Raw genomic sequence first — 21,748 nt, 5'->3', positions numbered from 1 at the left:
CGGTCATCTCGATCGCATCTGCCATTGATTCTTGTGGTCTTTCTCGACCATTGATTTTCGCACCGGGGGCCGCCAACCATGACCGCAGCCGATGATTCTCACAACGAGAGCACGATAACTTCCAGCGCTTCCCATGCCGACGTCGTGGCCGAATTGGCGCGACATTTCGGTGAAGCCGCTTTCACGCCGCAGACGACGATGACCGGCATGCCGGTCATCTGGATTTCGCGAGAGCAGCTGCGAGACGTTCTTGTATACCTGCGCCGTCTGGCCGGGCCGTTCTCGATGCTCTTCGATCTGAGCGCCGTCGATGAACGTCTGCGGACTCACCGCCGCGGCCTGCCGCCCTCGGACTTCACGGTCTTCTACCAGCTGCTGTCGGTCGAACGAAATACCGATCTGATGATCAAGGTCGCGCTGCACGAGCGGGACCTGACGCTGCCCTCGATCAGCGATATCTTCGTCAATGCCAACTGGTACGAGCGCGAGGTGTTCGACCTGTTCGGCATCGATTTTGCCGGCCACCCGCATCTGACCCGGATCATGATGCCGCTGACCTGGACCGGCCACCCGCTGCGCAAGGACTACTCCGCTCGCGCCACCGAGTTCGACCCCTATACGCTGACGGTGAAAGGCCAGCAGGTCGAGCAGGAGTCGCTACGCTTCGATCCCGAACAGTGGGGCATGAAACGCGAAGGCGAAGATACCGAGTTCATGTTCCTCAATCTGGGGCCCAACCACCCTTCGGCCCACGGCGCCTTTCGACTCGTGCTCCAGCTCGACGGTGAAGAGGTGGTCGACTGCGTGCCGGATATCGGCTATCACCATCGCGGCGCCGAGAAGATGGCGGAGCGTCAGTCGTGGCACAGCTTCATTCCTTATACGGATCGCATCGATTATACCGGCGGGGTGATGAACAACCTGCCCTATGTGCTGGCAGTGGAAAAGCTGGCCGGCATCACCGTGACCGATCGCGCCAAGACGATTCGGGTCATGATGGCGGAGATGTTCCGCATCAACAGCCACCTGCTGTTTCTGGGTACCTATCTGCAGGATCTCGGCGCGATGACGCCGGTGTTCTTCACCTTCACCGATCGTCAGAAAGCCTATGAAGTGATCGAGGCGATCACCGGCTTTCGCATGCACCCGGCGTGGTATCGCATCGGGGGTACCGCCCATGACCTGCCCAACGGCTGGGACAAGCTGGTTCAGGGCTTCGTCAACTGGATGCCCAAGCGTCTGGCCGAATACGAGAAGGCGATGATGGACAACGCCATCGTGCGCGATCGGACCCGGTTCGTGGCGGCCTTCGACACCCAGCAGGCGCTCGATTGGGGCGTTACTGGTCCCAACCTGCGTGCCACCGGGCTCGATTTCGATCTGCGCAAGAAGCGCCCCTATTCCGGCTACGAGAATTTCGATTTCGAGGTTCCCACGGCGGTCAACGGTGATGCCTTCGATCGCGGCATGATGCGTATCGAAGAGATGCGCCAGAGCGTGCGCATCATTCAACAGTGCATCGACCACATGCCGGCGGGCGACTACAAGGCCGATCATCCGCTGACCACGCCGCCGCCGCGGGAAAAGATGCTGCAGCATATCGAGACCCTGATCACCCATTTCCTGCAGGTGTCATGGGGCCCGGTGCTGCCGGCTGCCGAGTCGATGCAGATGATCGAGGCGACCAAGGGCATCAACAGTTACTACCTGACCAGTGACGGCAGCACCATGAGCTACCGCACCCGCATCCGGACGCCCAGTTTCCCGCATCTTCAGCAGATCCCCGCCGTGATGCGCGGCGGTTTCGTGCCGGATCTGATCGCGCACCTGGGTAGTATCGATTTCGTCATGGCCGACGTGGATCGTTGAACGAGGCCGGTGAGGACGTTGGAGACGAACATGAATCAGACAACCGCCAGCTCTACTACCGCGACGATCGCCAGCGATGCGTTCGCGCTCGACCCGGCCGATCGTGAGGCAATTCTAGAGGAGCGGGCGCACTATCCCTATCCGCAGGCGGCATGCATCGAGGCGTTGAAGATCGTGCAGAAGCGTCACGGCCACGTGCCGGACGGCGCGATTCCGGCGATAGCCGAGACGCTGGGCATCGGGGTCGCCAACGTCGAAGGCGTGGCGACTTTCTACAGCCTGATCTTCCGTCAGCCGGTCGGTCGTCACGTCATCCTGATCTGCGACAGCAGCTCGTGCTTCCTGACCGATTACGAGGAACTGCGCAACGCCTTCATCGCGCACCTGGGCATTCAGATGGGCCAGACCACGGCGGACGGTCGCTTCACGCTGCTGCCGGTGTGCTGCCTTGGCGCTTGCGACCGGGGGCCGACGATTCTGATCGGCGAGGATCTGCATGGGCCGGTGGTGCCGGACGAAATTCCCCGGCTGCTGGAGGCTTACGCATGAGATCCGAGAACATGAGGCTGGAGGGCGAATCATGAGCCGCATTCTGCAATCCGCCAGCGAGCGCCGTGCCGAGACACATCCGCTGACCTGGCGTCTGCATGACGATCAGTCGCCGGTGCAGCTGGAGGAGTACCGCCGTACTCAGGGTTACGACGCAGTCACCAAGATGCTCGAGCAGTACACCTACGAGACGCTGACCGAGGAGGTGAAGAGCGCCAACTTGCGCGGTCGTGGCGGTGCCGGGTTCTCGGCCGGGTTCAAATGGAGCCTGACCATGAAGGGCGAGGACGTCCCACGCGGCTATATCGTCTGCAACGCCGACGAGATGGAACCGGGCACGTTCAAGGACCGCCTGCTGATGGAGCAGCAGCCGCATCTGCTGATCGAGGGCATGATCATCGCCGGCTTCGCCAACCGCTCCAAGCAGGGATACATATTCCTGCGCGGTGAATATTATCGTGCCGCCGCCGCCATTCAGCGCGCCCTGGCCGATGCGCGTGCCGACGGCTGGCTGGGCGCGGACGTGCGCGGCAGCGGCTGGGATTTCGATATCGCCCTGCACACCGGAGCGGGCCGTTATATCTGCGGAGAAGAGACCGCGCTGATCAACTCGCTCGAGGGCAAGCGTGCCAATCCGCGGGCCAAGCCGCCGTTTCCCGGCCAGTCCGGGGCGTGGGGGCTGCCGACGGTGGTCAACAACGTCGAGACGCTGTGCAACGTGCCGGGCATCGTCAATCACGGTGCGGACTGGTTCCAGGCGCTCTCCGGCGATCTCAGCAGCGACGGCGGCACCAAGCTCTACGGCGTTTCCGGCAAAGTCAGGAATCCCGGTCTGTGGGAACTGCCGATGGGCACGACCGGCAACCGGATCATCGAACTCGCCGGCGGCATGCGCGACGGCCTGACCCTCAAAAGCTGGCTGCCCGGCGGGGGCAGTACCGGTTTCCTGCTGCCGGAACATCTCGAGCTGGCGCTCGATTTCGACACCATCGGCAAGACCGGGAGCCGCATGGGCACCGGGCTGCTGACCGTGGTTGCCGACAACCAGAGCATGGTTTCGTTGACCCGCAATCTCGAAGAGTTCTTCGCTCGCGAATCCTGTGGCTGGTGCACGCCGTGCCGCGATGGCCTGCCCTGGAGCGTCAAGCTGCTGCGCGCGCTGGAGGCGGGCGAGGGTGAGTCCGGTGATATCGAGCTGCTCGAGCAGATGGCCCGTGATCTCGGCCCGGGCAAGACCTTCTGCGCCCACGCGCCGGGGGCGGCGATGCCGTTGGCATCCGCGATCCACTATTTCCGTGACGAGTTCGAGCGTGGCATCACCCAGTCCAAGGGTGAAGCGCACGCGGACCCGATTTCGGTCGGCAGCGTGTAGGAGGAGTTCGACGCATGGCCACAATTCACGTCGACGGCAACGACTACGAAGTCGAAGACAGCGACAATCTGCTCCATGCCTGCCTTTCGCTGGGGCTGGACATTCCCTATTTCTGCTGGCACCCGGCGATGGGCAGCGTCGGTGCGTGCCGCCAGTGTGCGGTCAAACAGTACAAGGATGCCGACGACGATCGCGGCATGCTGGTGATGTCGTGCATGGCGCCGGTGAAGGATGACGCCTATATCTCCATCGACGACGAAGAGGCCAAGACCTTTCGTCAGACGGTGATCGAGTGGCTGATGGTCAATCATCCGCATGACTGCCCGGTTTGCGAAGAGGGCGGTCACTGCCATCTGCAGGACATGACGGTGATGACCGGCCACGACCGCCGCCGTTATCGCTTTCGCAAGCGAACCCATCGCAACCAGAACCTGGGGCCGTTCATCGCCCACGAGATGAACCGCTGCATCACCTGTTATCGCTGTACGCGCTTCTACCAGGACTACGCCGGCGGCGAGGATCTCGGCGCGTTCGGAGCGCATGACAACGTCTATTTCGGTCGCGTCACCGACGGCACGCTGGAGAGCGAGTTCTCCGGCAACCTGACGGAGGTCTGTCCTACCGGCGTGTTCACCGATCAGACCCACTCCGACCACTACACCCGGAAATGGGATCTGCAATTCGCGCCGAGCGTCTGCCATCAGTGCGCCAGCGGCTGCAACATCAGCCCCGGCGAACGCTATGGCGACATCCGCCGAATCGAGAATCGCTACAACGGCGACGTCAACGGCTATTTCCTCTGCGACCGCGGCCGTTTCGGCTACGGCTACGTCAATCGCAAGGATCGCCCGACGCGCCCCGAGAGCCGGGACGAGATGGGTATCATCTCGCCACTGGAAGTCGACGAAGCGTTGGATCGCGCTGCCGACACGTTGCGAGCCGCCAGGCGGGTCATCGGTATCGGCTCTCCCCGGGCCAGCCTCGAGAGCAATCACGGGCTGCGTCAGATGGTCGGTGACGCCAACTTCTCTACCGGTATCGAAGCCGGCGAGCTGGCCCGCATCCAGCGTATGGAAGCACTCAACCGCGAGGCCGGTCTGGCCACACCGAGCCTGCGCGAGATCGAGCAGTGCGATGCGATTCTGGTGCTCGGCGAAGATCTGATACAGAGCGCCGCGCGTGTCGCGCTGTCGGTGCGTCAGGCGGTGCGGAGCAAGGGCGCCGAGCTGGGCGAGGCGCGTGGCATCCCCGAATGGAACGCCGAAGCGGTGAAGACCATCGCCCAGGACGCCGGTCATCCGCTGTTTGTGGTGACGCCCGATGTCACCAAGCTCGACGGCATCGCAACCTACGTCGGGCGTCTCGCGCCCGACGATATCGCCCGGCTGGGATTTGCCGTTGCCCATGCCCTGGATTCCACCGCGCCAACCGTCGATGGCCTCGATGCGGCAACGTCACAGTGGGTCGAACGGATCGCCGATGCCTTGCTGGCAGCGAAAAAGCCGCTGGTCATCGCCGGCGAGTCACTGGGTTCGATGGCGATCCTCGAAGCGGCCGGCAACATCGCCCGCGCGCTCGGCCGGCGTCAGCGACCGGATGCCGGCCTGACCCTCGTTCGCCGCGAGGCCAACAGCGTCGGGCTGGGGTTGCTGGGCGGGGAATCCCTCGACTGGGCGCTGGCGCAACTGGAAACCGGGGACGCCGATGGTGTGGTGATTCTCGAGAACGATCTCTACACCCGTTTGCCGGCTAGCCGTGTGGACGATGCGCTCGACCGGGCAACCGCGGTCGTCGTGGTCGATCATCAGCGAACGCCGACCTGGGAGCGCGCCGGTGTTGCCCTGCCGGCCGGGACGTTTGCCGAAAGCGACGGCACCCTGGTCAGCCTGGAAGGCCGCGCGCAGCGCTTCTATCAGGTGTTCGATCCCAGCTATCTGCGTCCCGATACCCGCATCCGCGAGAGCTGGCGCTGGTTGCACGCGCTGCACGCGACGCTGGATCGTCAGCCGGTGGAGACGATACTGCTCGACGACCTGACCCAGGCGGTCGCCGAGGAGGTGCCGATCTTCGCCCCGCTGCATCAGAATACGCCGGAGGCGATGTTCCGCATCCACGGTCTGAAGCTTGCCCGCGAGCCGCATCGCTACAGCGGGCGAACCGCGATGCGCGCCGACCTCAACGTCAACGAGCCGCGTGCGCCGGTGGATCTCGACACGCCGTTCGCATTCTCGATGGAAGGCTATGCCGGCTATCAGGAGCCGCGCCGCGAAGTCGCTTTTGCCTGGGCGCCGGGCTGGAATTCACCGCAGGCCTGGAACAAGTTTCAGGACGAAGTGGGTGGGCACCTGCGTGCCGGCGACCCGGGCAAGCGGCTGTTCTTGGCCCCGAACGCTGGCATCACCGCCGGTGGCGGCGATTATTGCACCGAGATTCCTGCCGCCTTCACGCCGCGTCACGGCGAATGGCAGGTGATCGATCTGCCCCAGCTGTTCGGTGGTGACGAGATGTCGCGTCGCGCCGAGCCGATTCGCGAGCGCATGGCGACGCCCCAGGTGGCGCTGAGCGAAGCCGATGCGGCCCGCCTCGGTATCGTGGCAGGTGAGACGGTTTCGGTCGCGCTCGACGGCGCCAGCCTGACGCTACCGGTACGCCTCAGCGCGGGGCTGCCGCAAGGGGTGATCGGGCTCCCCAGCGGCACGATTCAGGAGATTACCGGTGCATTGACGCCGGGTGTCACGCGCTGGGGTCGCCTCACGCCGGAAGCCTCGGGTCGCCGGGCATCGGTCGAGGAGGGTCGCCCATGAGCTGGTGGACGCCGCAAGTCGAAGCGACGTTGATCGCGATGGTGCAGGCCGTGGTCATTCTGCTGGTCGTGGTCATTTCCGGGGCGCTGTTGAGCATGGTCGAGCGGCGCCTGCTGGCGCTGTGGCAGGACCGTTACGGCCCCAACCGGGTCGGGCCGTTCGGGCTTTTGCAGATCGCGGCGGACATGATCAAGATCTTCTTCAAGGAGGACTGGATTCCGCCCTTTGCCGATCGCACCTTCTTCGTGCTGGCCCCGGCGATCGCGATGGCTTCGCTGCTGCTGTCGTTCATGGTCATTCCGATCACGCCGAACTGGGGGGTTGCGGATCTCAATATCGGCATTCTGTTCTTCTTCGCCATGGCCGGCATCAACGTCTATGCGGTGCTGTTCGCGGGCTGGGCCAGCGGCAACAAGTATGCCCTGCTCGGTGCGCTGCGTGCCTCCGCCCAGACGCTTTCCTATGAGGTTTTCATGGGGCTGGCGGTCATGGGCATCGTTGCCATGACCGGTTCGTTCAACATGCGCGATATCGTCAATGCGCAGGAAAACGTCTGGTTCATCGTCCCTCAGTTCTTCGGCTTCTGTACCTTCATCATTGCCGGTATCGCGGTGACGCACCGTCATCCGTTCGATCAGCCCGAGGCCGAGCAGGAGCTGGCCGACGGCTATCACATCGAATATTCCGGCATGAAGTGGGGCATGTTCTTCGTTGGCGAGTACATCGGTATCGTGCTGATGTCGGCGCTGCTGGTGACGCTGTTCTTCGGCGGCTGGCACGGGCCGCTGCTGCCGCCGATCGTCTGGTTCCTGCTCAAGACGATATTCTTCGTCATTCTGTTCGTGCTGTTGCGGGCGGCGTTGCCGAGACCGCGTTACGACAAGGTGATGAACTTCGGCTGGAAGGTTTGTCTGCCGCTGACACTCGTCAATCTATTGATCACCGGGGCGATGATTCTGCTCATCGATCCGGCGACCTGAGGGGATCATCGATGCTCAATCAGATCCGCAAAATCGTGACCGGCACCGGCACGCAGCTACGCACCCTGTGGATGGTGTTCTCCCACGCCTGGCGCAAGCGCGAGACGCTGCAATATCCGGAAGAGCAGGTCTATCTGCCGCCGCGCTACCGTGGGCGCATCGTGCTGACCCGCGATCCGGATGGCGAAGAGCGCTGTGTCGCCTGCAACCTGTGTGCCGTCGCCTGCCCGGTGGCGTGCATTTCGCTGCAGAAGGGCGAGAAAGAGGATGGTCGCTGGTATCCGGAATTCTTCCGTATCAATTTTTCGCGCTGCATTTTCTGCGGCATGTGCGAAGAGGCGTGTCCGACCTCGGCGATCCAGCTGACCCCGGATTTCGAGATGAGCGAGTTCCGGCGCCAGGAATTGGTCTACGAGAAGCAGGATCTGCTGATCGACGGTCCGGGCAAGGATCACAATACCAACTTCTATCGTGTGGCCGGGCTGTCGATTGCGGGCAAGGACAAGGGCGAGGCGCAGAACGAGGCCGAACCTATCGACGTCAAGTCGTTGATGCCATGAGAATCTGCCTACGATCTGCTACGCGTCGGCCAAACGTTGTTGAAAACACTTTCGAGATGCTCATTTACCCCCGGGTAAACTCCGCCTCCTCAAGTGTTTTCGCCTCGCGACCCACATGGATGTGGGAAGTGCGTTGGCCCGTAGGGAACGGGCATAGCCTTGGCTCTAGCTCGCAAGATCGTAAACAGATTCCAAGCCGGGTGGGACGTGTTAGGGATTTTGTGCTGCCCAAAGCTGGGAGAGAGATATGCAAATTGCGTTTTACTTGAGTGGCCTGGTCGCGATTCTCGCTACCCTTCGCGTCGTCACCGGCACCCACCCGGTGCATGCGCTGCTCTATCTGATCGTCTCGCTGATCGCGGTGGCGATGGTGTTCTTCGCGCTTGGCGCCCCGTTCGCCGGCGCGCTGGAGATCATCGTCTACGCCGGCGCGATCATGGTGCTGTTCGTGTTCGTGGTGATGATGCTCAACCTCGGTGAGTCGGCGGTGGAGCAGGAGCGTGCCTGGCTCCAGCCCAAGGCGTGGGTGGGACCGGCGGTGCTGACGGCGGTGCTGCTGATCGTGATGATCGTCACGCTCGTCAGCGGCGACTACAGCGGCACCATCAGCGGCGAGACCTTGACGGCCAAGATGGTCGGAATTTCGCTGTTCGGTCCCTATCTGGTCATCGTCGAGCTGGCGGCCATGTTGCTGCTGGCGGCGCTGGTGGCGGCGTCGCATCTGGGTCGCAGCGATGCTCACGACGAAGCCGATCTGGCCCGCGACCGTCAGCGCGAATTGAGCGAGCAGGCCCAGGCTTCCGCCCGCCCGGCGCGCGAAACCCCGATCGATGCGCCACAAGACACCCGCAGCACGCAGGAGGGCAAGGCATGACGGGCATTCCGGTAGAACACGGCCTGTGGCTGGCGGCGATCCTGTTCGTGCTGGGGCTGGCCGGCCTGATGACACGGCGCAACATGCTGTTCGTGCTGATGAGCCTCGAGATCATGATGAACGCCGCCGGGTTGGCGTTCATCGTCGGCGGTACCCATTGGCATCAGGCCGACGGTCAGGTGATGTTCCTGATGATCATCACGCTGGCGGCGGCCGAAGCGAGCGTGGGGCTGGCGCTGCTGATGCAGCTCTATCGTCGCTTCAAGACCCTCGATATCGATGCAGCTGGCAGGTTACGCGGATGAATACTTTTCACGAATTCCTGCTGACGCTCACCTTCGTCTTCCCGCTGCTAGGATCGCTGATCCTGGCGCTCTCCTTCGGCCGCTTCTCCGAGCGCGTCAGTGCCACCATCGGGGTGGCCTCGATCGGCCTGGCTGCGCTGTGCGCGCTGTGGGTCGGTATCGATTTCTACGATCAGGGCAAGGCGGCCCAGACGCTGACGCTATGGCACTGGATCTCGGTAGGGGATTTCCAGCCCACCGTGGGCCTGATGCTGGACGGACTGTCGCTGACGCTGCTCGGCGTGATCACAGGCGTCGGCTTCTTCATTCACCTGTTCGCGGCCTGGTACATGCGCGGCGAAGAGGGCGTGACCCGCTTCTTCTGCCACATGAACCTGTTCGTGTTCAGCATGATTCTGCTGGTGCTGGGCGACAATCTGCTGCTGCTCTATTTCGGCTGGGAAGGCGTCGGTCTCTGCAGCTATCTGCTGATCGGCTACTACTACCGGACGCCGGCCAATGGCTGGGCGGCCTTCAAGGCGTTCATCATCACCCGGACCGGCGACGTATTCCTCGCCATCGGCATGTTCCTGCTCTATGTCGAGCTGGGCTCGCTCAATCTGCAGACGTTGCTGGTGCGCGCGCCTGAAATCTGGACCGAGGGTGGCCTGATGCCGCAACTCGCCGCGCTGATGCTACTGGGCGGGGCGGTGGGTAAATCGGCGCAACTGCCGCTGCACACCTGGCTGGCGGACGCGATGGCCGGTCCGACCCCGGTGTCGGCGCTGATTCATGCTGCCACCATGGTGACTGCCGGGGTCTATCTGATCGCACGCATGAACGGCATTTTCCTGATGGCGCCTGACGTGCTGCTGCTGGTCGGCGTGATCGGTGCACTGACGCTACTGGTGGCAGGGTTCGCGGCGTTGGCGCAGACCGATATCAAGCGGGTGCTGGCCTATTCGACCATGAGCCAGATCGGCTACATGTTTCTGGCGCTGGGCGTCGGGGCCTTCGACGCGGCGATCTTCCACCTGATGATCCACGCGTTCTTCAAGGCGCTGCTGTTCCTCTCCGCCGGGTCGGTGATCATCTGTACCCATCACGAGCAGGACATGCGTCGTCTCGGCGGGTTGTGGCGCAAGCTGCCGCTGACTTATGCCGGCTTCATCGTCGGCGGCTCGGCGCTGGCAGCGCTGCCGCTGGTCACTGCCGGCTTCTACAGCAAGGACGCCATTCTAGTGTCGGCGCTCGCGTCCGGTCATGAAATCCTGATGCTGGCCGGACTTCTCGGGGCACTACTGACCTCGATCTACACGGTGCGGCTGATCCTCGGCACTTTCCACGGCAAGCCGAAGAGCGATAACGCCCGCAGTGCCCATGCCGGCAAGGGCCTTGTGCATGGCGTGCCGCTGGTGGTGCTGATCGTGATGTCGACCGCCATCGGCGCGCAGCTGACGCCACCGCTGGACGAAGTGCTGCCGACAGGGCCGGCAGGCGAAGGCATGGGCGTTCATGTTCTGGAGTTCGCTGCGATGATCGTCGCTGTCGGGGGCGTGCTGTTCGCCGGCTGGCTGTTCCGGCGCCGGCGCGATCTGATCCGTCGCGGCATGGCCGATCCGCGCGGCGCCCGGCTGTGGACGTTCTGGCACAACGCCTGGGGATTCGATGCGCTCTACGACTGGCTGTTCGTGCGGCCCTATCAGGGACTGGTCAAGGCCAACCGGAGCGACTGGATCAACTCGCTGTGCAACATTCTGCCGTGGCTGGCACGCGCTTCCCATGATCGCCTGCGCATGACCCAGACCGGTCTGCTGCGTCATTACGCCGTATCGATGGTGCTGGGGGCGACGCTGCTGCTGGCCTTTCTGCTGGTGGGCTGACATGAGCGCACGAACGATGCACAAAACAAATCGCCCGGCCGAGCAGCGCCGACGGCACATGGAATTCACTCTATCGCGGATGGCTGATTCATGACTCTGGTCTGGCTGATACTGATCCCCTTCATTGGCGGGCTGCTGTGCTGGCAGGCCGAACGCTTCGGCGACCGTGCGCCACGCTGGATCGCGCTCGGGACCATGCTGCTCGAGCTGGTGATGGTGCTGGGGTTATGGGTCAGCAGCGATTTCAGCCTGCCGGTGCAAGGTGCCACCAACGCCTGGACGCTGGAGTGGCAGGCCGACTGGATTCCGCGTTTCGGTATTCAGGTGCACCTGGCGATCGACGGGCTGTCGCTGTTGATGATCGCGCTGACGGGGCTGCTCGGCGCCATGGCCGTGGTCTGTTCGTGGAAGGAAATCGTACGCAGGGTCGGGTTCTTCCACCTCAACCTGCTGTGGATTCTCGGTGGCGTGGTCGGGGTCTTTCTCGCCATCGACCTGTTTCTGTTCTTCCTGTTCTGGGAAATGATGCTGGTACCGATGTATTTTCTGATCGCGCTATGGGGCCACAGCGGTTCCCAGGGCAGTTCGCGTATCGGCGCGGCGACCAAGTTCTTCATCTATACCCAGGCCAGCGGCCTTTTGATGCTGATCGCCATCCTGGGGCTGGTGTTCGCGCATCATGCCGCCACCGGCGACTACACCTTCGCCTATGCGGATCTGCTGAATACACCGCTTTCCGAGACCACGGCCTGGTGGCTGATGCTGGGCTTTTTCGTCGCCTTTGCGGTCAAGCTTCCGGTCGTGCCGCTACACGGCTGGCTACCGGATGCCCATGCCCAGGCACCGACCGCGGGTAGTGTCGATCTCGCCGGCATTCTGCTCAAGACGGCGGCGTACGGCATGCTGCGCTTCGCGCTGCCGCTGTTTCCGGAAGCCTCCCAGGCCTTCGCGCCGGTGGCGATGACGCTAGGCCTGATCGGTATCTTCTACGGCGCGATCCTCGCCTGCGGTCAGCGTGATCTGAAACGCCTGATCGCCTACACCAGCATTTCCCATATGGGCTTCGTGCTGATCGGCATCTACGCCGGCACCGAACTGGCCCTGCAGGGCGTGGTGGCACTGATGGTGGCGCACGCGTTCTCTGCCGCCGGGCTGTTCATTCTTTCCGGCCAGCTCTACGAGCGCCTGCATACCCGCGACATGCGTCAGATGGGTGGGCTGTGGGGGCGTATCCGCGGTCTGCCGGGGTTCGCGCTGGTGTTCGTGGCGGCATCGTTGGGGCTGCCCGGCACTGCCAATTTCGTCGGCGAGTTCATGGTGATGTTCGGTGCGTTCGGCGTCGCACCCTGGGTGGTGGTTATCGCCAGTGCCGGTCTGATTCTGGCTGCCGTCTACTCGCTGTTCATCATGCAGCGCGTCTACTACGGTCCCCCCGCGGAGGAGACGCCATTGGCCGGACTGGATCGACGCGAGACGGTACTGCTGTTCGGTATCGTCGCGCTGGTGGTGTTCTTTGGTATCTATCCCCAGCCGCTGCTGGATACCTCCGCCGGCGCCATGCAGGTCGTGCAACACAGCGTTCAGCAAGCCGGAGCAATGATGGGAGGTAGCCAATGAGTCATGCCGCCATGATGGCATTGATGGCCATTTCCCCGCTGATTCTGGTCTGCCTGACCGTGATCGTGGTGATGCTGTCGATCGCCTGGAAGCGCAATCATACGCTGAACGCGATTGTCACCGCCGTCGGGCTGAACGTTGCGCTGCTGGCGCTGCTGTTCGGCTGGAGCCTGGGACCGGTCGACGTCACCTCGGTGCTGGTGGTCGATGATCTGTCACGCTTCGGGGCCGTGCTGGTGCTGATGTCGACGCTGGCCTGCGTCACTCTGGCCCACCACTATCTGGAAGGTTACGAGGGCCCGCGTGACGAGTTCTATCTGCTGCTGCTGAGCGCTGCCGCGGGCGGGCTGGTACTGGTCTCGGCGCGACACATGACGACGCTGTTCTTCGGTATCGAGCTGCTGTCGATGCCACTGTTCGGGATGCTCGCCTACACCTTCCGGGACCGAGGCGCGCTGGAAAGCGGCATCAAGTACATGGTGCTGTCGGCAGCGGCGACCGCGTTCCTGCTCTTCGGCATGGCGCTGCTCTACGCGGTCACCGGCACCCTGGATTTTGCCGAACTCGGTGAAGCGCTATCGGTCAGCGGCAACGACCCCTGGCTGCTGGCCGGCGCGGGCATGCTGCTGGTAGGACTGGCATTCAAGCTCTCCATCGTGCCATTTCACCTCTGGACACCGGACGTTTACCAGGGTGGACCGGGGCCGGCGACGACGTTCCTGGCCACTGCCAGCAAGGTGGCAGTGTTCCTGGTGCTGTTGCGGCTTTTCCAGTCGACGCTGGCCTTCCACGAGAACTGGTGGCACGACCTGCTTGCGGTGATTGCCGTGGTCACCATGCTGGTGGGGAACCTGCTGGCGCTGACCCAGAACGATCTCAAGCGTCTGCTGGGCTACTCGTCGATTGCCCACTTCGGCTACCTGCTGGTAGCGCTGGTGGTCAACGAGGGGCTGGCGGTGGAGACGGTCGGGGTCTATCTGGTCACCTACGTGCTGACCACGCTGGGCGCTTTCGGTGTCGTCACCCTGGTGTCGAGCCCCTACGTCGCCACTGGCGGCACGGCGGATGCCAGCCCGTTGCACCACTATCGCGGCCTGTTCTGGCGCCGGCCCTATCTCACTGCGGTGATGACGGTATCGATGCTGTCGCTGGCGGGGATTCCGTTCACGGCCGGTTTCATCGGCAAGTTCTACATCATCGCGGTAGGTGTCGAAGCCCATCGCTGGTGGCTGGTCGGCAGCGTGGTGGTCGGCAGTGCCATCGGGCTCTACTACTATCTGCGGGTGATGGTGACACTATTCCTGCACGAACCGGGCATGCAGCGTCGGGATGCGAGACACGACTGGGCCGAGCGTGCCGGCGGCATGGTGGTGCTGGGCGTGGCCACGCTGATCATCCTGCTGGGGCTCTACCCGACGCCGATGATCGACTGGGTCAGCTGGGTAGCCGGGTCATGACGGCCGTTCAGTGAAGATGACAAACGCTCGATGACAGAAGCGCCTCCTCGGAGGCGCTTTTTGCATACGTGAGCTGTGTAGTCCGAGCGCATCGGGTCGAATCACACGCTGTCGGGGACAATCAGGAATCCGCGCCACGCTGGGCGCTGAGCCCGATACTGCGACGGCAGGCACCCGGTAGGTGGATATCGACGGCGATGGGGAGATGGTCCGAGAACATCGCTTCCAGCACGCGAGGCTGTTCGGCCTTCAACGACGACGACAGCAGGATATGATCCAGTGCCCGGCGGGGTTGCCAGGCGGGATAGCTGAGCTGCGGCTTGAGCGGATTGAGATCCAGCGCGCGGCAGAAGCGCGGATGCGCCAGCAGTTGCTCCTGGGTGCAGTTGAGATCGCCCATGACCACTACGTGATGCAGCGGCTGGATGATCTCGCCCAGGTAGTCGAGCTGACGCAGCCGGCCGCGCTGGCTGAGCGCCAGGTGTGCGACGAAGACGTGCAGCGCGTCCGGGCCTTCTCCGTAGCGAGCGTGAATCGCGCCGCGCCCGCGCATGCCCGGCAGTCGATGCTCGTCGACCCGGTTGGGGGCGAGACGCGATAGCAGACCATTGCTGTGCTGAGCGACGCGGCCCAGATTGCGGTTGAGCTGCTGGAAATGAAAATCGAAGGCCGATCGGTTGGCGAGATATTCGACCTGATTGACGTGATTGGAGCGAAAGCTGCCACCGTCGACCTCCTGGAGTCCGACGATATCGTAGGCCGATAGCGTGCTGGCCACGATATCCAGGCGCGAACTGCGCTTGGGGTGGGGCAGCAGATGTTGCCAGCTTCTCGTGAAATAGTGGTGATAGGCCGACGTATGAATGCCGACCTGCAGATTGCAGGTCAGCAGTTTCAGCGCCGGCGAAATCTCGCTGGCAGGGGTCGAGGCGGCTAGAGACATGGCGTCACTCGCTCTCGGTGCGTTCCTCGCGGACCTTCTCGATCAAGGCGCTGGCGATCTTCGGCATGTTTTCCAGCGAGCCGGCGGAGTTGGGCGTGACGACATAACGGCCATCGACGATCAGATCCGGAACGCCCATCAGCTTATAGCCACGCATCTTGGCCGAAGCCTGCTGGATCTCGCTTTTGACGCCAAAGGAGTCGAGCGCCTTGAGCGCTTCGTCCTTGCTGACGCCGTAGCTGGTGAAGAACTCGGCGATCTCGTCCTTGTCGGTCAGACGCTTGCCACCCTTATGGATGGCATCCATGAAGTCCTGGCGCATCTCATCCTCGATCCCCAGTTGGCGGGCAGCGTAGAACGCCGTGGCATGCTGCTCCCAGACCTTGCCCAGCGGGGCCGCCATGCGATCGAAGGTGACGTCGTTCGGAAGCTGATCCACCCACTCGTTGAGCGGCTTTTCCAGCGCGTAGCAGTGAGGGCAGCCGTACCAGAACACTTCGGTGACTTCGATCTGGTCCGCGGGAACGTCGGTCTTCATCGGCTCGTCGACGACTTGATAGTCCTGACCTTCGACGATATCCGCCGCCATCACTGCGCCCGAGAACGTCAGCCCGGCCAATAGCGCCACAAAAGACTTGATCATGCGTTACTGCTCCTGAATGTATGTCGAAAATCTTGTTGGTGAAATCGAGTTCGATGGAACCATCGTAAGATGACACCTTGCCTGATGAAACCGTCATTCGAGGAAACGACGGTTCCGAAAACGAAGGCCCTATGAATCGGCGCCCGGTAGGGGTACGGGTATTGGAGCCGCGAAAAGCGCCGAGGTTCCCTTGCTAGCCTGCTACCGACCGGTTTCCGTTAGCCTGACAGAAATGGCCGGAAAAGCGTAGGGTGCCAATCGCTCGTCTTCGGGAGCGAAAACATCGGCGCTGGCGGTCGAGCGCGTTACACGCCCGCGCTCATCCGACGCGGAGCACGCGTGCTACACTGCGCGGCGCTACCGTCTCAAGATAATCGAGCCTGCCATGACTGCCACTCCCGAGCGCCGTAACTACCAGACGGCGAGCTTTCTGATCAGCGCCCCGACGCTGGCCAAATGCCCGCTGGATCAGGGCGTCGAGGTTGCCTTCGCCGGGCGCTCCAACGCCGGCAAATCCAGCGCCATCAACGCGCTGACCCAGCAGCGGGCGCTGGCGCGAACCTCGAAGACACCGGGGCGGACCCAGTTGATCAACTTCTTCACGCTGCAGAACGACGATCAGCTGCGGCTCGTCGATCTGCCCGGCTATGGCTATGCCAAGGTGCCGGAGGCGATGAAGAAGGAGTGGCAGGCGCATCTTGCCGACTACCTGCATCGCCGGCGCTCGCTGGCCGGGCTGATCCTGCTGATGGACGTGCGGCATCCGCTCAGTGATTTCGATATCCAGCTGCTGGAGATGGCGGATGATCGCGAGCTACCGGTGCACATTTTGCTGACCAAGGCCGACAAGCTGAAGCAAGGGCCGGCCAAGGCCTCGCTGCAGCAGGTCAAGCAGCGCCTCGCCGAATGGGAGGACCTGGTCAGCGTGCAGCTGTTCTCCTCGCTGAAGCGCCAGGGGCTGGATCAGGCTTATTCCGTGATGGATCGGTGGTTGGCCCGTTGAAGTTCCCTCGGGTTAGCGACTCATTTGAGTTTCCCGCTTACCACTGACCGAGCACTGGCCTCCCTTTTGTTCGTTGATGCGAGGGGCAGGCCCCTCGCGCTCCCCTTTTTGACGCCCAGGGCGGCGAAACCCTTCGCGCGCCATCGCTGAGCTCGGGTCGGCGCGAAAGGGCATCCTGCCCAACGCACCTCTTGCATCATCCATGATGCAAGACCCGGCTCATCGATTCCGCGCGTAGCGCCGCCCTGAACAGGCGTCGAATGGTGGCCAACTCCAGCAATGTCGTGAGTCAGGTGCCGTTGGTCCCGTCGTCGGGGAGGCTCTGGGAAGTTGCTATCAGCGCGTTTGTTCGTCCAGCCGGGCAACGACCTCCGGCAACTCCCTCACATGCGTCACGCGATGCACTCGCGGCGGCAGTTCCCGTTCGCCCTCGTCCTTGGCGTCGATCCACACCGCATGCATGCCGAGACGCTGAGCCGCCATCACGTCCTCCTCCCAGTTGTCGCCCACGTGCAGGGCGCGATAGGGCTGCGTGCCGAGTTGGGCCACGGCCGACAGGAACGGACGCGGGTCCGGCTTCGAGGCGTGCATTTCGCCGGCGAGAATGATCACGTCGAAATGGTGATCCAGCGACAGCCGGCGCACGTCGACGTTGCCGTTGGTGATGATGCCGAGCCGGTAGCGCCGTGCCCAGGCGTCGAACATCGGGACCACTTCGGGGTAGAGCGCGACCTCATGGCGCAGCGCCATGAACTGCTCGAAGCCGGCGGCCGCCCACTGCGCCGCTTCGTCGGAAGGGAGGCCATGTTCGGTCAGCAGTTCGCGCATGGCGCGCTCGCGAATCCAGCTGTGATCGCCGCGGCTGAGCGGAAAGCGCGCCATCAGCGATGCGCGGATGGACTGATAGGCTTCCAGCGGAAAGGCCTCGGCCAGCGGCGTTGCGTCGGCCCCACGATGGGCGTCGATCTGCTCGGCGAGCCACTGATAGTGCGTGGGCTCGGCGTGTGCCATGACCGGGCCGTTGTGCCACAGCGTGTCGTCGAGATCGAAGGTGATGGCGTCCAGCGGCATGATGGATGATCCTAGGGGTTGTCTGAACTCTCGCTGGCGGGCGAAGCCGGCTTGCGTCGCGCGCGGGGATGAGCCTGATCGTAGACCTCGGCGAGCTGCTGCCAATCCAGGCGGGTGTAGATCTGCGTGGTTGAGAGATTGGCATGGCCCAGCAGTTCCTGTACCGCGCGCAGATCCTGACTGGACTCCAGCAGATGGCTGGCGAACGAGTGGCGCAGGCGGTGAGGATGAAGATGCTCCGGCAGACCCCGCTTGCGCGCGGTCTCGGCCAGCCGGCTCTGGATCGACCGATGGCCCAGGCGCCCGCCGTGCTGGGCGACGAACAGCGCCGTCTCGCTCTCTCCCGCCAGGGTGCTGCGAAATCCGAGCCAAGCCTGGATGGCCTGGCCGGCGCGTTGGCCCAAAGGTACCTGGCGCGGTTTGCCGCCCTTGCCCACGACCCGCACATGGCGCTCGTCGAGGCTGGCGAGGTCGAGCGCCGCCAGCTCGGCCAGGCGCAGGCCGCAGGAGTAGAACAGCTCCAGCATGGCCTGGTCGCGAAAGTCCAGGGGATCGCCGTCGTGGGGCGTGTCCAGAAAATGACCGAGCAGGTCGACATCCACCGGGCTGGGGAGGTGGCGCGGCTGACGGGGCGCCTGTGTCAACTGTACCGGGTTGTGATCCAGCTCGCCTCGATGGACCAGCTCATCGGCGAAACGGGACAGCGCGGCGCGACGTCTTGCCAGCGTTCTCGGGGCCATGCCGCGGGCTCGCTCGTGAGCCAGATAGCGCCGCAGCAGGGTGACGTCCAGCTGGCGCCAGGCGCGCACGTCCTGGGTTTCGAGATAGGCGATCACGCCATGGATATCGCGGCGATAGGCGTCCACCGTTGCCGGGCTGGCGCGCTGCGCCAGTCGCTTCAGAAAGGCATCAAGCGCGGCCTGCATGGGTGACCTCGGTACGCCGCAACAGCCGGCTGACCACCTCGCCCAGATACTCGGTGAAGAGCGTATCCAGGGTCGCCCTGAAATGTTCGCCATCGTGGCTGGCCAGGAGCAGAAAGCCCAGCGACTCGCCCTGGGTCAACCGGGTGATCGCGCAGGAGCCGGATTCCCGCGGAGGGGTGCAATGCGGTAACAGGGCCTCCCAATCCTCGCGGTTCAGTGTGGTGCAGCGACTGGTCTGTTCATTGAGCAGCAGTTCCAGCCGTCGGCGTGCATCGTCGGTCAAGGCGAAGCGCGGTGGCTGCCAGGCGTTGGTGTCATGGGGGGTGGCATGGCAGGCGGGCGGGGCGTCCAGCCACAGACCGATGCCCTGGGTGCGAAAGCGTTCGGCCAGCTGCGTCGACAGGGCTTCGGCCAGGGCATCGGCGCTCTCGGCCTCAATCAGGCCGAGAACCAGCTCGCGGGTTCGGCGATACTGGGCTTCGTTGTAGCGCGCCGACTCGAGCAGATTCTCGAGCCGCCATTCGGCATCCTCGGCCCGATGGCGCAGGTCGTGGACCAGCCGCTCGAGCAACGAGACAGCGCCGGGGATGTGTGGGTGCGGCACCTTGAGTTGTTGTAACAGCCCCTCCCGACCAACGAAGAAGTCGGTGTGCTGTGCCAGCCACTCGGCGACCCGATCGGGGTCCAGAGTCTGGCGGGGCTCGGGGGCCTGGGCGCGTGACATGCGTTGTTCTCCTGTGAATCCCTGACGAGGCGGCAGTCTGTCCCGCCGACTCTTTTTGTTAGGCTTTCCTAATTCAAGGCAATGCGTCCCTCGAAGACACGTTCGGCGGGCCCGGTCATGAACATCGCCGCCTCCGTCCCTGCCCATTCCAGAGTCAGCCTGCCGCCCCGCAGTTCCACCTCGACGGGGCTTTGCAGCAACCCCCGGCGAATGCCGCAGGCCACCGCCGCGCAGGCGCCGGTGCCGCAGGCCAGCGTTTCCCCGACGCCACGCTCGTAGACCCGCAGGCGGATCGCGTGGGGAGAGTCGATCTGCATGAAGCCGACATTGGCCTGGCGGGGGAAGCTGGGGTGTCGCTGCAGACTGGGTCCCAGGTCGTCGACCGGGGCGCTATCGACATCGTCGACCTGCAGCACGGCATGGGGATTGCCCATCGAGACGACGCTGAGCGCGACGCGCTGGTTGCCGATCTCGAGGTGATGCAGGAGCTCGTCGCTATCGGCCACGAACGGCACGTCCGCCGGCGCAAAGCGGGGCGTGCCCATGTCGACGCGGACTCGGCCGTCGTCGTCGACCCTCAGCGTCAACGGCCCACCCAGGGTCTCGACCTTGAATTCACGCTTGTGGGTCAAGCGTTGGTCGATGACGAAGCGGGCGAAACAGCGTGCACCGTTGCCGCAGTTTTCCACCTCGCCGCCGTCGGCGTTGAAGATCCGGTAGCGGAAATCCATGTCCGGCTTGCGCGGCGGTTCCACCAGCAACAGCTGGTCGAAACCGATGCCGAAGTGGCGATCGGCCAGCTGGCGGATCTGCTCGTCGCGCAGGTAGGCGCGCTGACTGATCAGATCGACCACCATGAAGTCGTTGCCCAGGCCGTGCATCTTGGTGAAATTCAACAGCATCAGCCTTCCTCCGGCAGCCGGGACTCGAGTGCCCACAGCGATTCGAGGCTCTCGCGGCGACGTACCAGATGGCTCCTGCCGCCGTCCACGAGGACTTCGGCAGGGCGGCCACGGCTGTTGTAGTTGGACGCCATGGCGAAACCATAGGCGCCGGCCGAACGTACCGCCAGCAGGTCGCCTTCGGCGATCGCCAGTTGGCGCTCCTGGCCGAGGAAATCACCGCTTTCGCAGATCGGACCGACCACATCGTAGACGGCGCTGTCGCGGAACGGACGGGTGTCGACGCGCTCGATGCGTTGCCACGCCTGATACAGCGACGGCCGGATCAGATCGTTCATGCCGGCATCGACGATAGCGAAATTCTTGGTCTCGCCGGGCTTGAGGTACTCGACCCGGGTCAACATCACGCCGGCATTGGCGGCGATGGAGCGGCCGGGCTCGAGCAGCAGTGTCAACTCACGACCTTGCAGGCGTTCGCGCACGGCATGAACGAAGTCGCCAGCCGCCGGCGGGCGCTCATCCTGATAGGTGACGCCCAGACCGCCACCGATATCCAGATGCTCGATCACGATACCGTGATCGGCGAGTCGATCGACCAACGCAAGCAGTCGATCCAGCGCATCGAGATACGGCGAGAGTTCGGTCAGCTGCGAGCCGATGTGGCAGTCGAGTCCCACGACCTTGAGATTCGGCCGTTGGGCTGCCCAGGTGTAGAGATCGAACACGTCTTCCGCGGCCACGCCGAACTTGTTGGCCTTGAGTCCGGTGGAGATGTACGGATGGGTTCTGGCATCGACGTCCGGATTGACCCGAATCGAGATGTTCGCGACCTGGCCGCGCTCGGCGGCCACCCGGTCGAGACGCTCGAGTTCCGGGCGCGATTCGATGTTGAAGCACTTGATGCCGACCTCCAGCGCGCGGGCCATTTCGTCGGCCTGCTTGGCAACGCCGGAAAACACGACCTTGGCCGGATCGCCGCCGGCAGCGATGACTCGCTCGAGTTCGCCCACCGAGACGATGTCGAAACCGGCACCGAGGCGGGCAAGCACGTCGAGCACGGCCAGGTTGGAGTTGGCCTTGAGCGCGTAGCAGACGAGATGCGGCATATCGCCGAGGGCATCGCTGTAAGCGCGGAAATGTCGAGTCAGCGCGGCACGCGAATAGACGTAGCAGGGCGTGCCGTACTGCTCGGCCAGCCGATCCAGGGCGATATCCTCGGCGTGCAGCACGCCGTCGCGAACGGGAAAAGCGTCGAACGTCACGGTAGCTCCTCGGCGGTCGGCGATG

At 63.6% G+C, this 21,748-nt stretch carries 19 protein-coding genes; 12 read left to right on the top strand and 7 right to left on the bottom strand.

The annotated features are described in order from the left end of the window. The first annotated feature begins 78 nt into the window (after window positions 1-78). The 11 genes from nuoC (at window position 79) to nuoN (ending at window position 14,249) form a co-directional block, all read left to right on the top strand. Window positions 79-1,869, top strand: coding sequence for an NADH-quinone oxidoreductase subunit C/D (nuoC, locus tag DOM36_RS06640; RefSeq protein WP_075568497.1), 1,791 nt, complete (start codon window positions 79-81; stop codon window positions 1,867-1,869). Between the two features lie 30 nt (window positions 1,870-1,899). Next, window positions 1,900-2,418 (top strand): NADH-quinone oxidoreductase subunit NuoE, encoded by a 519-nt coding sequence (gene nuoE / locus DOM36_RS06635; protein WP_075568498.1) that lies wholly within the window; start codon window positions 1,900-1,902, stop codon window positions 2,416-2,418. 31 nt (window positions 2,419-2,449) lie between these two features. Continuing rightward, window positions 2,450-3,790, top strand: coding sequence for an NADH-quinone oxidoreductase subunit NuoF (nuoF, locus tag DOM36_RS06630; RefSeq protein ID WP_110642105.1), 1,341 nt, complete (start codon window positions 2,450-2,452; stop codon window positions 3,788-3,790). Between the two features lie 14 nt (window positions 3,791-3,804). Further along, a complete protein-coding gene (nuoG, locus tag DOM36_RS06625; protein ID WP_110642103.1) occupies window positions 3,805-6,594 on the top strand; it encodes an NADH-quinone oxidoreductase subunit NuoG in 2,790 nt (929 codons plus the stop codon). Beyond that, window positions 6,591-7,574: an NADH-quinone oxidoreductase subunit NuoH gene (gene nuoH, locus DOM36_RS06620; RefSeq protein WP_075568501.1), complete on the top strand. Its 984-nt coding sequence runs from the start codon at window positions 6,591-6,593 to the stop codon at window positions 7,572-7,574. Before nuoG ends, nuoH begins: the two co-directional genes overlap by 4 nt. 11 nt (window positions 7,575-7,585) lie before the next feature. After that, complete coding sequence (gene nuoI / locus DOM36_RS06615) at window positions 7,586-8,134, top strand: NADH-quinone oxidoreductase subunit NuoI (RefSeq protein ID WP_075568502.1); 549 nt, start codon at window positions 7,586-7,588, stop codon at window positions 8,132-8,134. Between the two features lie 247 nt (window positions 8,135-8,381). Continuing rightward, window positions 8,382-9,008 carry an NADH-quinone oxidoreductase subunit J gene (gene nuoJ, locus DOM36_RS06610; RefSeq protein WP_110642101.1) on the top strand — a complete coding sequence of 209 codons (627 nt, stop codon included), beginning with the start codon at window positions 8,382-8,384 and terminating at the stop codon, window positions 9,006-9,008. Beyond that, window positions 9,005-9,313: an NADH-quinone oxidoreductase subunit NuoK gene (nuoK, locus tag DOM36_RS06605; RefSeq protein WP_075568504.1), complete on the top strand. Its 309-nt coding sequence runs from the start codon at window positions 9,005-9,007 to the stop codon at window positions 9,311-9,313. The genes nuoJ and nuoK overlap by 4 nt, the downstream gene beginning before the upstream one ends. After that, the gene (gene nuoL, locus DOM36_RS06600) at window positions 9,310-11,175 is read left to right on the top strand and encodes an NADH-quinone oxidoreductase subunit L (protein ID WP_110642099.1); all 1,866 of its coding nucleotides are present in this window, start codon (window positions 9,310-9,312) and stop codon (window positions 11,173-11,175) included. The genes nuoK and nuoL overlap by 4 nt, the downstream gene beginning before the upstream one ends. Before the next feature lie 90 nt (window positions 11,176-11,265). Beyond that, on the top strand, window positions 11,266-12,792 hold the full coding sequence (nuoM, locus tag DOM36_RS06595; protein WP_110642097.1) for an NADH-quinone oxidoreductase subunit M: 1,527 nt from the start codon (window positions 11,266-11,268) through the stop codon (window positions 12,790-12,792). Beyond that, window positions 12,789-14,249: an NADH-quinone oxidoreductase subunit NuoN gene (nuoN, locus tag DOM36_RS06590; protein WP_232823757.1), complete on the top strand. Its 1,461-nt coding sequence runs from the start codon at window positions 12,789-12,791 to the stop codon at window positions 14,247-14,249. The genes nuoM and nuoN overlap by 4 nt, the downstream gene beginning before the upstream one ends. A 121-nt stretch (window positions 14,250-14,370) precedes the next feature. Here the strand turns inward: nuoN and DOM36_RS06585 are convergent, their stop codons facing one another. Then, window positions 14,371-15,192: an endonuclease/exonuclease/phosphatase family protein gene (locus tag DOM36_RS06585; RefSeq protein ID WP_110642095.1), complete on the bottom strand. Its 822-nt coding sequence runs from the start codon at window positions 15,190-15,192 to the stop codon at window positions 14,371-14,373. A gap of 4 nt (window positions 15,193-15,196) precedes the next feature. Then, the gene (locus DOM36_RS06580) at window positions 15,197-15,835 is read right to left on the bottom strand and encodes a thiol:disulfide interchange protein DsbA/DsbL (protein WP_110642093.1); all 639 of its coding nucleotides are present in this window, start codon (window positions 15,833-15,835) and stop codon (window positions 15,197-15,199) included. Between the two features lie 385 nt (window positions 15,836-16,220). On the opposite strand from DOM36_RS06580, the gene yihA reads away from it, so the two are divergent. After that, on the top strand, window positions 16,221-16,838 hold the full coding sequence (gene yihA, locus DOM36_RS06575) for a ribosome biogenesis GTP-binding protein YihA/YsxC (protein WP_075568509.1): 618 nt from the start codon (window positions 16,221-16,223) through the stop codon (window positions 16,836-16,838). Between the two features lie 336 nt (window positions 16,839-17,174). On the opposite strand, the gene DOM36_RS06570 is transcribed toward yihA, so the two are convergent. The 5 genes from DOM36_RS06570 to lysA all read right to left on the bottom strand — a co-directional run bounded on the left by DOM36_RS06570 (window position 17,175) and on the right by lysA (window position 21,723). Then, window positions 17,175-17,909 carry an HAD family hydrolase gene (locus DOM36_RS06570; protein ID WP_110642092.1) on the bottom strand — a complete coding sequence of 245 codons (735 nt, stop codon included), beginning with the start codon at window positions 17,907-17,909 and terminating at the stop codon, window positions 17,175-17,177. 11 nt (window positions 17,910-17,920) lie between these two features. Further along, window positions 17,921-18,835, bottom strand: coding sequence for a tyrosine recombinase XerC (locus DOM36_RS06565; RefSeq protein ID WP_110642090.1), 915 nt, complete (start codon window positions 18,833-18,835; stop codon window positions 17,921-17,923). Next, window positions 18,819-19,559 (bottom strand): DUF484 family protein, encoded by a 741-nt coding sequence (locus DOM36_RS06560; RefSeq protein ID WP_110642088.1) that lies wholly within the window; start codon window positions 19,557-19,559, stop codon window positions 18,819-18,821. Before DOM36_RS06560 ends, DOM36_RS06565 begins: the two co-directional genes overlap by 17 nt. 68 nt (window positions 19,560-19,627) lie before the next feature. Further along, on the bottom strand, window positions 19,628-20,461 hold the full coding sequence (gene dapF, locus DOM36_RS06555; RefSeq protein WP_110642086.1) for a diaminopimelate epimerase: 834 nt from the start codon (window positions 20,459-20,461) through the stop codon (window positions 19,628-19,630). Then, entirely contained in the window at window positions 20,461-21,723 is a 1,263-nt protein-coding gene (gene lysA / locus DOM36_RS06550; RefSeq protein ID WP_075568514.1) for a diaminopimelate decarboxylase, read from the bottom strand. The genes dapF and lysA overlap by 1 nt, the downstream gene beginning before the upstream one ends. Window positions 21,724-21,748: the final 25 nt, after the last annotated feature.

It is taken from the genome of Salinicola sp. CPA57, from assembly GCF_003206035.1.
GTDB lineage: Bacteria > Pseudomonadota > Gammaproteobacteria > Pseudomonadales > Halomonadaceae > Salinicola > Salinicola socius.
Note: the sequence above shows the minus strand (reverse complement) of the source record. Positions and strands in the feature narration are given on the sequence as shown.